Source organism: Paraburkholderia sp. MM5496-R1, from assembly GCF_050436205.1.
GTDB classification, from domain to species: Bacteria; Pseudomonadota; Gammaproteobacteria; order Burkholderiales; family Burkholderiaceae; genus Paraburkholderia; species Paraburkholderia tuberum.
Map to the genome: position 1 here is coordinate 2184684 of NZ_JBNDLT010000003.1, position 11912 is coordinate 2196595.

The 11912-nt window shown below is 66.1% G+C and carries 9 protein-coding genes and 3 pseudogenes; 9 read left to right on the top strand and 3 right to left on the bottom strand.

Annotated elements, in window-relative coordinates:
- The first annotated feature begins 64 nt into the window (after positions 1-64).
- Both OKW38_RS36230 and OKW38_RS36235 read left to right on the top strand, forming a co-directional pair.
- Complete coding sequence (locus OKW38_RS36230; RefSeq protein WP_429365290.1) at positions 65-427, top strand: hypothetical protein; 363 nt, start codon at positions 65-67, stop codon at positions 425-427.
- A gap of 427 nt (positions 428-854) precedes the next feature.
- The gene (locus OKW38_RS36235; protein ID WP_090806224.1) at positions 855-1121 is read left to right on the top strand and encodes a hypothetical protein; all 267 of its coding nucleotides are present in this window, start codon (positions 855-857) and stop codon (positions 1119-1121) included.
- 111 nt (positions 1122-1232) lie between these two features.
- Here the strand turns inward: OKW38_RS36235 and nadE are convergent.
- Positions 1233-2092 (bottom strand): annotated as a pseudogene (gene nadE / locus OKW38_RS36240) (ammonia-dependent NAD(+) synthetase).
- Positions 2093-2541: 449 nt separating this feature from the next.
- Between nadE and OKW38_RS36245 the strand changes: the two are divergent.
- On the top strand, positions 2542-3489 hold the full coding sequence (locus OKW38_RS36245; RefSeq protein ID WP_429365291.1) for a L,D-transpeptidase: 948 nt from the start codon (positions 2542-2544) through the stop codon (positions 3487-3489).
- 36 nt (positions 3490-3525) lie between these two features.
- Here the strand turns inward: OKW38_RS36245 and OKW38_RS36250 are convergent.
- Both OKW38_RS36250 and OKW38_RS36255 read right to left on the bottom strand, forming a co-directional pair.
- Positions 3526-3819 (bottom strand): annotated as a pseudogene (locus OKW38_RS36250) (EamA family transporter); the annotation flags it as partial.
- A gap of 35 nt (positions 3820-3854) precedes the next feature.
- Positions 3855-5412 (bottom strand): annotated as a pseudogene (locus OKW38_RS36255) (ABC1 kinase family protein).
- A gap of 295 nt (positions 5413-5707) precedes the next feature.
- Here OKW38_RS36255 and OKW38_RS36260 point away from each other — a divergent pair.
- The 6 genes from OKW38_RS36260 (at position 5708) to OKW38_RS36285 (ending at position 11869) form a co-directional block, all read left to right on the top strand.
- Positions 5708-6463: a DeoR/GlpR family DNA-binding transcription regulator gene (locus tag OKW38_RS36260; RefSeq protein WP_090806218.1), complete on the top strand. Its 756-nt coding sequence runs from the start codon at positions 5708-5710 to the stop codon at positions 6461-6463.
- 498 nt (positions 6464-6961) lie between these two features.
- Complete coding sequence (phnS, locus tag OKW38_RS36265; protein WP_429353931.1) at positions 6962-8053, top strand: 2-aminoethylphosphonate ABC transporter substrate-binding protein; 1092 nt, start codon at positions 6962-6964, stop codon at positions 8051-8053.
- Positions 8054-8126: 73 nt separating this feature from the next.
- Positions 8127-9227 (top strand): 2-aminoethylphosphonate ABC transport system ATP-binding subunit PhnT, encoded by a 1101-nt coding sequence (phnT, locus tag OKW38_RS36270; protein WP_090806214.1) that lies wholly within the window; start codon positions 8127-8129, stop codon positions 9225-9227.
- Positions 9205-10167 carry a 2-aminoethylphosphonate ABC transporter permease subunit gene (locus OKW38_RS36275; RefSeq protein WP_429353930.1) on the top strand — a complete coding sequence of 321 codons (963 nt, stop codon included), beginning with the start codon at positions 9205-9207 and terminating at the stop codon, positions 10165-10167. The genes phnT and OKW38_RS36275 overlap by 23 nt, the downstream gene beginning before the upstream one ends.
- Positions 10157-11020, top strand: a complete 864-nt coding sequence (gene phnV, locus OKW38_RS36280; RefSeq protein ID WP_429365292.1) for a 2-aminoethylphosphonate ABC transport system, membrane component PhnV — start codon at positions 10157-10159, stop codon at positions 11018-11020. The genes OKW38_RS36275 and phnV overlap by 11 nt, the downstream gene beginning before the upstream one ends.
- A gap of 105 nt (positions 11021-11125) precedes the next feature.
- A complete protein-coding gene (locus OKW38_RS36285; protein ID WP_429365293.1) occupies positions 11126-11869 on the top strand; it encodes a phosphonate utilization associated transcriptional regulator in 744 nt (247 codons plus the stop codon).
- The last annotated feature ends 43 nt before the right edge of the window (positions 11870-11912 follow it).

Here is an 11912-nt window from a genome sequence, read left to right on the forward strand (position 1 = left end):
GCACGCTTGCGCATTCCGCGCGGAACCACGGTTCGCTGCCCCTCACTTTTTTCGGAGAAACACGATGATCCATTCCCGTCTCGCCGCCGTCGCGCTGACGATCGGCTGCCTGAGCGGTTGCCTGAGCGGCAGCGCCGCCGCGGTTGCCGTCGCGCCGGCGCATTGCGCGCGCGCCAATGAGCTCGAGATTCGCGGCGACGTGCCCGCGGCGCTCAGCTTCGACGTGTATCGGCAACTGCGCCCGCTGGATGCGCAGCGAATCGCGCTGTTCGAGGCCGCCGGCGAAGTGAAGCGTCTGCCCGACGGCCTGCCGGTATGCCAGATCGCCGATGACGGCGTCGAGGATCCTTCCGCGGTGCTGGTCCGTCTGCCGCAAGGTAAGAATGCGTGGTGGGTGAGCGCGGCGAACGTGCAAGCGGCGGACTGATCGGCGCGATCAGTCCGCCTTTGCCCACGTCCCCCGCACGCTGCCTTCGACGATAGGTCTGCGTGCCGGGCCGGGGCTCGCCAGGCATGCAAGGTGCTGAGGCAGCCGATGTCTTCCCAGGATTGGCGCGACCGATTCAGGTACAGTGCATCGACGGGGACGTTTCGCCATTGCCTACGACGCTGCGTCACAGTGTGTTCGCTGTCGAAGCGGGCTATTCTGACAACAGGATGCAATTCGCACAGGAGATTTGAACGATGGCCTTTTACTTGTCATGGCTCGCTATGGGGTTAGCCGGCGCGACCGGCGTCGTCGCACTTCGCGCACTCGGCGCGACTCAGACGAAGCAGCGTGCCGCGCTGCGACCGGTGCGTATCGCAAGCCCTGACCGACGGACGGACCGCCAGGCGCGGCGAGGGTAGGCCGCATGAACCTGACCGTGCGCAATATCGCCGAATCGTGCAGCGAGCAGGACGTGCGGGAATTTCTGAAGCGCGAACTCGGCCGTTACGCGAAACACGTCGAGGTGGTGGACGCCGGCAAGCCCGGCGCCTACGCGACGATCGAACTCGACGCGAGTGTGCCGTATGTCGGCGACGTGATCGCGCGGCAGATTCAAGGCAAGCAACTGGGTGGCCAGCCGCTCGAAGCGAGCGCCGATCTGTTCAGCGACGAACCGCCGCCCGAGCAGTAAGCGCCGCGGATGGCGCAGTAAGCTCTATTGTTTTCGAAGGCGGTGGACAGGCGCGACGACGCGCGCATGTCCACCGCCTTTATTCGTTTGAGAGCGCCGTTCGCGGGCGCATCATTGCCCATCCGGCGACGCCGGCCAATCGAACGGCGTATACGGCAGCGCCCGCTTGTGACGCGTCGCGTTGTAAAACTGCAGGACCACGTCACGCACGGTATCGCTGACCGGCTTGCCTTCGAGAAAATCGTCGATCGCGTCGTATGGGATGCCATATGCGTCTTCGTCGGGACGAAGCGGCCGCAGCATCTCGAGGTCGGCGGTCGGCACCTTATGCGCCAACGCGTCGGGCGCGCCGAGCGTATTCGCGACCGCACGCACGCGGCGCTTGCTGAGCCCGGCGAGCGGCAGCACGTCGGCGCCGCCGTCGCCGAACTTCGTGAAAAAGCCCATCACCGATTCGGCCGCGTGGTCCGTTCCGATCACGACGCCCGAGCGCGCGCGAGCCACCGCGTATTGCGCGATCATCCGCTGGCGCGCCTTGATATTGCCGTGCACGAAATCCCGCTGGGATTCGTCCTTGAACGACACGCCGCTTTTATCGAGCGACTCGAGCATCGCATCGGCTGCGGGTTGATATCGATAGTCAGATTTTCGTCGGCGCGAATGAAGCGTAATGCATCGAGCGCATCCGCTTCATCGCGTTGTTTGCCGTAAGGCAGACGGACGGCGACGAAACTCGCGTCGTAATGGTTCGCCCGCAAACGCTCGACCGCGAGTTGCGCGAGACGCCCGGCCGTAGTCGAATCGACGCCGCCGCTAATGCCGAGCACATAAGTTCTCAGGTGGCTGTTGCGCAGATAGTTCGCCAGAAAATCGACCCGGCGCTCGATTTCGCGGCTTGCGTCGAATTCGGCGGCGACGTGCATTTCAGTCGCGATGCGGGCCTGGCGCGCGGCTGGATCGGATTGAGCCATGATCGTTGTTGTCCTCGCGAGAGAAAAAGCGATTGAAGCGGCTTGAAACAGATTGCAAGCAGATTGAAAAACGGCGTGAGTATCGGCACGTGCCGCCGTCTTCGGTCTACCTTTCGTCGAACGAAATCGTATATGCCTTTTGGGGTTTGATTTTCCGATGACCGATTTAATTGCGTATTAATTGCATTTTCGCTGGCATGTCGATTGTCGAAAAATAGCCGATCATTTTTGAAGAGTTCGCAGGTTAGAAGGTATTTTCATCGACACGCCTCGCTTCGCTGAGTAACATCGGTCGTGCCGAACGCCGCAGGGACCCGGCGTGCGATCAATAATAATCATGTTTGCTCCAAGACGCGATGAGATACCCAGATCGGCCTGGCCAGCCTGGATTGAACCGCCTGAGGATTTGCGCGTGGGTTTGCGCAGCCATCGTCTCGAGTGCCGGTGCGATGGCGGCGCCGGTTCATGCGGCGGCGCCCGGTAGCGCTCAGTCACCTGCATCCGCGACATCAGCGGCGCATACGGTGAATCTGGCCAATCCGGCCAACGCATGGAATGGCGCGAGCCGGCCGTTGCCCACGATCGACGCCGCCACCATCGCCGCGCCCGACGCGGCTGGCGTCGTCGATCCGCGCCGCGCATTCCTGCTGCGCGACGTATTCGCGCGGGACGTGACGCGCCGGCTCAGACTGCCCGTCGCGGCGCAGCGAGCGTACGCCGACCGTCTGGAGACGGCGCTCAATGAGAACGAGCTTGGCAATCTGTCGGGCGAGTACGTGGTGCTCGTCGATCGCAATGCGAACGTGCAGGCGCTCCTGATTTACTTCCGCCCGGCGCCCGCCGACAACTGGCAGATGATCGGCGCATCGCCGGTATCCACGGGACGGCCCGGCGAGTACGACCACTTCATCACACCGCTCGGCGTGTTCGAACATACGCCCGACAACATGGATTTCCGCTCCGAGGGCACGCAGAACGAAAACCATATTCGCGGCTACGGACGGCGCGATATGCGCATCTTCGACCTCGGCTGGGCGCTGGGTGAACGCGGCTGGGGCAAGGGCGGCATGTCGCAGATGCGCTTCCAGATGCACGCGACCGACCCCGAGCGGCTCGAACCGCTGCTCGGCATTCGTCATTCGAAGGGCTGCGTGCGGATTCCCGCATCGCTGAACACGTTTCTCGATCACTACGGGATTCTCGACGCAGCATATGCGCAGCTCGTCGATTCCGGCCAATCGCTGTGGGTGCTGAAAAGCGACCGGCAGATCATGCCGTGGGCGGGGCGTTTTATCGTCGTGGTCGATTCGCAGCGCAAGAGTCGGCCGGCGTGGTCGCCAGCACCGGGCGCGGTTGCGCGAGCGAAAATGCCCGCGCGCGCGGATACGGCCGACTGACGGGCGCTTGGTGGCAATACTGGCGCGCGGCGCCCCTCACGACCTCGCCAACAACACGCCAGCCAGCGCGACCGCAAATCCGGCGATCTGCACTGGCAGCAGCGTTTCGCCGAACCCCAGATAGCCTTCGAGCGCGGCAAGCGGCGGCGCAAGAAACAGCAGAGCAGTCGCGCGCGCCGCATCGCCGCGCCGGACCATCCAGACGAGCAACGTGACGCTGATGCCGGACAGCATCACGATGCCCCACGCGAGCGATGTCCACAGCGTCGGCGACGCGATCCAGCGATGCTCACCGAGCGCCAGCGCCAGCACTCCCGCGACGATCGCCGCGTCTTGTTCAAAGCTGCAAGGCGCGCGCGGGACCGTCACCACGCGAGCAGCGTCATCCCCGCTCCGAGCACGCCGCCACAGACGACGCATGCCCACAGCAGCCAGCGCGTGCGCCGGTATTCGCGTGCGAGATCCGCGAGCAATTGCGCGTTCTGCTGCGGGGTGCCGGTGCGATCGTGCTGCTGCAGATAGCGCACCGCCAGTTGCGGCACGCGCGGCAGCATATGCGCGAGATGCGGCAGCTCGTGTGACAGTCGCTTGAGCCAGCCCCGATGATCGAGATCGCGTCGCGCGATATCGGCGAGCACGCCGCGTGCGATGTTCCATGTATCGATGCCCGGATGCAGCGCCCGCGCGAGCATCTCCGCCTGCTGGAACGAGCGCTGCGCGGTCGCGAGCGCGCCCGGCACGTGGCCGTCGAACGGTTGCACGCCGTGCAGCAGATGGTGAAACAGCGAACTCGCCGAGCGATCCGCGGGCGCCGCCGCGAAGTGCGCTTCGGCGCGCGTGCGCAGCTCGGCTTCGAGCAGCTCGGCGCGCGTGTCGTCCGGCACGTGGCCGGCCTCGCGATGCATGTCGGCGAGCCGCCCGTAGTCCTGGTCGAACAACGCGGTCGCGCCGTGCACGAAAAATTCGCGCTCGTCGCTCGACAGCGTCGCCATGATCGAGAACTCCGCGAGCACGAGGCGCCCGAGCGTGTCCGGCTCGATGCTGACGCGCACGCGGCGCGCATCGAGCGTCGCGTGGAAGAAGCCATGCTCGAATGCCTGCTCGGTGACGACCTCGACGATATGCGCGGCGAGCGGCGCCAGCTTGATGCCGTGCGCGTGCAGACCGGGCAGGTCGCTCGCGGACAGCGTGTTGACGCGCTGCATCGTCAGCGTGTGGTCGGTGCACAGCTCCCAGATCACGTCCGGCACGACGATGCGCTTGTCGCCGTCGAAATCGTGGCCGGTCTGGCTCAGATTCGCGGCTTCGGCGCGCAGGTCGAAGCGGCGCAGGATGTCGTCGGTGAAAGGTTTGCGCGAGCGCGCGCAACTGCAGCCGGCGCGCGACGCGCGACAGCTTTTCGAGCCAGCGCGCGACCCAGCGCAACAAAGCGAGTTCATCGCCGATCTGTTGCAACTGCTGCGCGCGCACGAGTTTGACGGCGACTTCGTGATGACCTTTGAGCGGCATCGCGAGCCGCGCGAAATGGGTCTGCTCGGCGAAGCCGCTGCGTACCGGCACGAGGTCGACCGCGCTGAACAGCTCGCCGAGCGGCCGGCCGAACGCGCGAGTCAAAGCCAGCGCGGAGTCGTCCGGCGACAGCGGCACTTCCATGTGATCGATGGCGTCCAGCGCGTCATGCAGCGTGCCGCTCGCGAGCTCGGGGCGCCTGGCGAGCGTCTGCGCGAAGCGGCTCGCGAGCGGACCGAGCGCCGGCAGCAGACCATGCAACTGCGCGCCGCTGCGCTCCGACGCATGCACGCGGCCGATCAGTTCGATCATCCAGTGCAGCTTGTGGTCGGGCGGGGCGGCGAGCCAGATCAGGCGCGCGCCGTAACGCAGCGCATGGAACAGCAGCAGTAGACGGCGAAACAGTGGCGGCATCGGCGGTTCGGTTGACGGGCGAGGCGTTGTGCGCGGGACTCGGCCGGGCGGCGGCGTTGCGTTCGCCGCATGGCCGGCGAGTCCAGCCGTCAAGGTTAGCAGGTCGGCGCGATGGCTGGCGTGTTCGCGCGCAAGGGCGGCTCGATGCAAGCCGAGCGCGCCGTGAACGCGCCCCCACGCCACCCTGAGCGCCACCTGCACGCGAGCACCGACGACGCGCAATACGCGTAATACAATACGGCGGCCTTCCTCAACCACGGCGAAACCCAAGCGTGCCGGCTTCCGGCCTTCTCAGATGCTCGCAGAACAACGTCATCAATACATCCTCGCGCAAGTCGCAAAGCACGGCGCGCTGTCGGTCGCGGAACTGGTGCGCGAACTGAACGTATCGCGCGAAACGATCCGTCGCGACCTCAACGCGCTGGCCGGCCGCGGCCTGCTCGTGACGACACACGGCGGCGCGTTGTCGAGCGATCGGCGCGAGCCCGATCTCGATACGCGCGAAGCCGAGAACGCCGGTGCGAAGCGTGCGATCGGCGAGCGCGCGGCCGAGTTCGTGCCGGACGGCGCGTCGCTGATCATCGATTCGGGCAGTACTACGCAGTCGGTCGCGCGGGCGCTGCTCGACCGGCATCGGCTGACGGTCTACACCAACGACTGGCGCATCGCGCTGCTGCTCGGCCGACGCAACGACAATCGCGTGACGCTGCTCGGCGGCGAGCTGTCCGATATCGAAGACGCGACCTTCGGCCTCGACACAGTTCAGCAGCTCACGCAGTACCACGCCGATTTCGCGTTCATTGGCGCGGGCGGAATTTCGCCGGACGGCTATCTCACCGACTACAGCCGCATGGCGGCCGAAGTACGCAGCCGCATGATCGCCGCGGCCGACATGGTGGTCGTCGTCGCCGATCATTCGAAATTCGGACGCGTGACGCCGGTGCGCATCAACGGGATCGAGTCGGCGCGGTATCTGGTCACCGAACTGGCGCCCGAGCGCGCGCTTGGCACGGCGATCACCGCGCATGGTCCGGAGATTCTGATCGCCTGAGACGGGCTGGCGGGGCGGTTCCCGCCGCGTTCGTACGCCGCTCGCGCTGAGCGAGATTCCGCGCCCGCCAAAATCTAAATAAAACAAGCCACCCCCCTCCGCATTTTCCCGACGCACCGTGCATACATCGTCATTTTCGCCATGTACGATCCACACGGGATCGGCGCGCGGGGTCCGCTTTGGGGTGGCGCGACGAATTCAGTCGGTTGGCGCGAGTTGGCAATTTGTGTCTTTTTTTGGAATTCGGCGCAATCGTCATGGCCTTGTCATCGAAACCTGTGATTCTTGCCGTGCCCGCTCAGGCGCGGCAGGCAGCGCGGGTGTGATAGGGGCTGTCAGTCAGGCTGGGCGAGGAGCGGCAAAGTTGTCGGCAATCTGCAATCCACGACAGACCGGCGCGGCAACCGCAGCGGGCAACACGCAAGCGCGTGCCGCCGTTCAATCACTACAGGTATGGGTTATCCCGACCGTCTGGTTTTTAGCTTCGGAGAGAGCGATATGAAAAAGACGAATTCCCTTCACGCCGCGGCCGGCCTCGCGCGCAAACTGCTGCCGGCGCTGGTCGCCGCGGCCGCGTTCGGCGGTGCCGCGATGCAGGCTCATGCGGCCGATGCCGTCGTGCTGTACACGGCCGACGGCCTCGAAAATCTGTACAAGGATGTGCTGCCGGCTTTCGAAAAGAAGGAGGGCGTGAAGGTCAATATCGTCACGGCGGGTAGCGGCGAAGTCGTGAATCGCGCGACCATCGAGAAGGATCAGCCGAAGGCCGACGTGCTCGTCACCCTGCCGCCGTTCATTCAGCAGGCCGACCAGAGCGGCCTGCTGCAGGCGTACCAGAGTGCCAACTACAAGAACGTGCCGGCCATCGCGAAGGCGCCGAACGGCGCGTGGGCGACCTTCGTGAACAACTACTTCTCGTTCGCGATCAACCCCGAAGTCACGAAAACCGAGCCGAAGACGTTCGCGGACCTGCTGCACCCGGACTTCACCGGCAAGGTCGCGTATTCGAATCCGGCGACTGCCGGCGACGGCATGGCGGTGATCATCCTGACCTCGTCGCTGATGGGCGAAGACCAGGCGTTCGACTATCTGAAGAAGCTCGAGCAGAGCGCCAAGTTCCACACCAAGGGCACGGGCTATCTCGACGTGCTGCTGTCGCGTAACGAGATCGCGGTCGCCAACGGCGATCTGCAGATGGATCTCGACGACGCGGCCAACGGCGGCCTGTCGCTGAAACCGGTGTTCCTCGCCGCCACGCCAGGCGGTCAGCCGACCACGTTCCAGCTGCCGTACGCGATCGCGCTGATCAAGAACGGTCCGAACCAGGCCGAGGGCAAGAAGCTGATCGACTATCTGATGTCGACGCAAGTGCAGTCGAAGGTGCCGGACATCTTCGGCATTCCGGGTCGCAGCGACGTGCCGCTCGCGGGCAAGAACGGCGAAGCGGTCAAGCAGGCGATCAGCGGCGTCAAGCTGATTCCGGTCGACTGGAACCACGTGATGGCGAAGAAGGCCGACTGGACCGCGCGCTGGAAGAGCGACGTGATCGGTTCGTCGGGCAAAGAGATCGAAGTGGTCAAGCCGAAGTAAGTCGATTCAGGCGGCGCTTCGCACGTAATGCGCGGCGCCGCATCAGCATTAATCCTGTTGGAGGACGACTCCGGTGAATACGGCCAGTCTCGCTCACCCCACTGCGCCCGGCGCTCCGCTGGATGCGCTCGACGCCGCGCGTTCGGACGCGCCGGGCGGCGTGCAGATCGATCACCTGACGGTGCGCTTCGGCGCGCGCACGGTGCTCGACGATCTGTCGTTGACCATCCGGCGCGGCGAGTTGCTCACCGTGCTCGGGCGCAGCGGCTGCGGCAAGACGACCTTGCTGCGCTTCATCGCGGGCTTCATCGAGGCCGACGGTCTGGCTGGCACGCTGACGGTGGCCGGCCGCGATCTGACGCACATGCCGCCGCACAAGCGCAACCTCGGACTGCTGTTCCAGAGCTACGCGCTGTTTCCGCATCTGACGGTATTCGAGAACGTCGCGTTCGGGTTGCGCGCGCGGCGTATTCCGGCGCGCGACGTCGCGCGCCGCGTCGCCGAGGTGCTGAAGCTCGTGCAGCTCGGCGATGCCGGTCACGTGATGCCCGCGCAACTGTCGGGCGGCATGCAGCAGCGCGTGGCGCTCGCCCGCGCGCTCGTGATCGAGCCCGACGTGCTGCTGCTCGACGAACCGCTGTCCGCGCTCGATGCCAATCTGCGCGCGTCGGTGCGCTCCGAACTGAAGGCGCTGCATGAACGCCTGCCGAATCTGACGATCGTGTGCGTGACGCACGATCAGGACGACGCGCTCGTGCTGTCCGACCGCACGCTGCTGATGCGCGATGGCCATATCGCGCAGCTCGGCACGCCGCAGCAGCTGTACGACTCGCCGGCCGACGGCTTCGTCGCGCGCTACCTCGGCGCGGCCAATCTGCTGCCGCCGCAGGTCGCGTTCGGCATGGACGACGCGCGCTACAACGAGCGCGAACGTGTCGCGTGTCTGCGTCCGGAGGCGCTGCGCATCGTGCCGCTCGGAGAGGGGCAGTTGCACGGCGCGATCGCGTCGGTCGAGTGGTACGGCGCGGCCTTGTCGGTATCGGTCGTGCTCGATGCGCTGCCGAACGACCCCGTGCTCGTCACGCTGCAGCGTGGTCTCGGCATGACGCCGGAGAAGGGCGCGCGTGTTTCCCTGCGTTACGAGGCTGGCGATGTCGTCCTTATCAAGCCCTGATACGTCCAACCCACTCGACCTTGCCGCGCAAGCCGAGGTCGAAGCCGCCGCCGCGCGCCGTCTCGCGAGCGCGGCGGCGCACGCGGCCGCCGTCAAGCGGCGCGAGCGCCTCGCGCAATGGCATCTGCTGTTCATTGCAGTCGTGGTGCTCGGACCGCTCGTCATCTATCCGCTGGTGCGGCTCGTGATGCTGAGTCTGACCGGCGCGCATGGCCTGTCTGGCCACGCGTACGTAACGTTCTTCGGTAACCCCGAAACGCGCGGCGTGATCGGCACCACGCTCGGCATCCTGTTCGCGAGCGCGAGCCTGGCGTCGCTGCTCGGCGTGGCGCTCGCGTCGCTGCTGTTCTTCAAGCCGTTTCCGGGCGCGCGCCTGGTCACGCGCTTTCTCGAACTGTTCGTCGCGTTCCCGTCGTTTCTGGTCGCGTTCACGCTGATCTTTCTGTACGGCTCGCAAGGCTCGGTCAGCATCGGGCTGCAGCGGCTGTTCAATCTGCAGGCGCCGCCGCTCGATTTTCTGTTCGGCATCGGCGGCGTGATTCTCGCGGAAGTCGTGTTCTATACGCCGTTCGTCGTGCGTCCGACGTTGGCATCGTTCGCGCTGCTCGACCAGCGACTGATCGAAGCCGCGCGCAGCCTCGGTGCGAACGGCCTGATGGTCGCGTTCAAGGTGATCCTGCCGCTCGCGTGGCCGGGCATCGCGGCCGGCACGATCCTGTGTTTTCTGCTGACGCTCAACGAGTTCGGCATTCTGCTGGTGCTCGGCAGCGCCCATCTGATCACGCTGCCGGTCGCGATCTACAGCGCCGCCACCGTCGATCTCGATCTGCCGACCGCCGCCGCCGGCGCGGTCGTGATGCTGCTGATGTCGTTGTCGTTGTACGCGTTGTACCGGCGTGTCAATCGTCGCAAGGTGAAAGGAGCCGGTCATGGCCGTTGAACTCGATCCGACCGTGCTGCCGGTCATGCACAAGAAGGGCCGGCCGGTGCGGCACAGCCTCGCGGTGCGACTGCTCGGCGGTCTGTTTCTCGGCTTTGCCGCGCTGCTGTGCTTCTGGCTGTTCGTGCTGCCGGTGTTGGTCGTCGCGCTATCGAGCGTCGCGTCGCACTGGTCCGGCACGATCCTGCCCGACGGCTTCAGCATGCGCTGGTTCGAGCGCCTCGGTTCGAGCGACTTCGACGCGCTGACCACCAGCCTCGAAGTCGGCATGGGCGTCGCGGTGCTCGGCACGATCCTCGGTTTGTGGTTCGCGCTCGCGCTCGAAGGACGCGACCGGCGCGGCCTCGGCGCCGTCATCGACACGATCGCGATGATGCCCAACGGCGTGCCGAGCGTCGTGCTCGGCCTCGCGGTGCTGATCGCGTATCACAAACGGCCGCTCGATCTGTCGAGCTCGGCGGCGATCGTGGTGTTCGTGCAGCTCGCGCTGGTACTGCCGTTCTGCTACCGCTGCGCGGCCGCCGCGCTGCGCCCGGAGCTGACCGTGTTGCGCGAAGCGGCCGCGAGCCTCGGAGCGCCGCCGTCGATGGTGCTGCGCCGCGTGGTGTTGCCGCAACTGGTGCCGGCGATACGCGCGAGTCTCGCGCTCGGCTTTGCGCTGTCGCTCGGCGAACTCGGCGCGACGCTGACCGTATATCCGCCAGGCTTCGCGACGGTGCCGATCGTCGTCGTCGGGCAGGTGGAACGCGGCTATTACCTGCCGGCTTCCGCGCTGTCGCTGATTCTGCTGCTGGTCTCGCTGGTCGCTCTGCTGCTGATCGCGGCGCGCGCTCCGCGGCGCCGGATCGACTGACCCGACTGAGCCGAGTTATCCGACTGATCGGCGAGCGATTTCGTTGATCTGAAGCACGCGCGCGAACCGGTGAGCATCGATGTAGATGTGGCAAAAGTTGCCAAAATGACCGAATATATGCACACTGCGTCCGTCGATCCGATCGAGGTCCTGCGCCGCCATTCGCTGACGACGCTGGTGCGCGACGAGATCGAGCGGCATATCGTCGGCGGCATGCTGGCGCCGGGCGACAAGCTCAACGAAGCCGACTGGGCGGCGCGATTGCAGGTGTCGCGCGGGCCGGTGCGGGAGGCGTTTCGCGCGCTAGAGCAGGCGGGTCTGGTGCGCACCGAGAAGAATCGCGGCGTGTTCGTGCGGACGGTGTCGCTCGCGGAGGCGGACGAGATTTACGCGGTGCGCGCGGTGCTCGAAGAGGGGGCGTGCCGGATGCTCGCGTCGAGCATCGATGCGGGCAAGCTCGCGGTGCTGCGCGACTGGGTCGACGCGATGCGCGCGGCGCTCGCGTCGCACGATCACGATGCGTATGCGCGCGCGAACGTCGCGTTTCACGATGCGCTGGTCGCGGCGGCGGGCAACACGAAGTTGTACGACACGTATCGCAGGCTCGTCAGCGAGCTGAGCCTGTTTCGGCGTGCGGCGCTAGTCGTGCAGGCCGACGCGATGGCGCGCTCGCTCGCCGAGCATCGCGCGATTCTGACAGCGCTCGCGTCGCGCGATGCGGAGCAGGCCGCGCAGTTGATGCGCGCGCATGTGCAGGGCGGGTTGCAGCGCGCGCATGCGGCGGGCGATGCGGCGCACGAGCAGCGCCTCCCGGCAGGCGCGGGTGCGGCCGGCTCGCGCGGGCGATGACGGCGCGGCGATGAAGCCGAGGCAAGCGTACCGGCAAACGCCG

What these genes read in the sequence shown, in the direction of transcription:
- phnS (WP_429353931.1), top strand. Translation starts at nt 6,962, where the DNA reads ATGAAAAAGACGAATTCCCTTCACGCCGCGGCCGGCCTCGCGCGCAAA.
- OKW38_RS36235 (WP_090806224.1), top strand. Translation starts at nt 855, where the DNA reads ATGAACCTGACCGTGCGCAATATCGCCGAATCGTGCAGCGAGCAGGAC.
- phnV (WP_429365292.1), top strand. Translation starts at nt 10,157, where the DNA reads ATGGCCGTTGAACTCGATCCGACCGTGCTGCCGGTCATGCACAAGAAG.
- OKW38_RS36260 (WP_090806218.1), top strand. Translation starts at nt 5,708, where the DNA reads ATGCTCGCAGAACAACGTCATCAATACATCCTCGCGCAAGTCGCAAAG.
- OKW38_RS36275 (WP_429353930.1), top strand. Translation starts at nt 9,205, where the DNA reads ATGTCGTCCTTATCAAGCCCTGATACGTCCAACCCACTCGACCTTGCC.
- OKW38_RS36230 (WP_429365290.1), top strand. Translation starts at nt 65, where the DNA reads ATGATCCATTCCCGTCTCGCCGCCGTCGCGCTGACGATCGGCTGCCTG.
- OKW38_RS36245 (WP_429365291.1), top strand. Translation starts at nt 2,542, where the DNA reads ATGGCGGCGCCGGTTCATGCGGCGGCGCCCGGTAGCGCTCAGTCACCT.
- OKW38_RS36285 (WP_429365293.1), top strand. Translation starts at nt 11,126, where the DNA reads ATGACCGAATATATGCACACTGCGTCCGTCGATCCGATCGAGGTCCTG.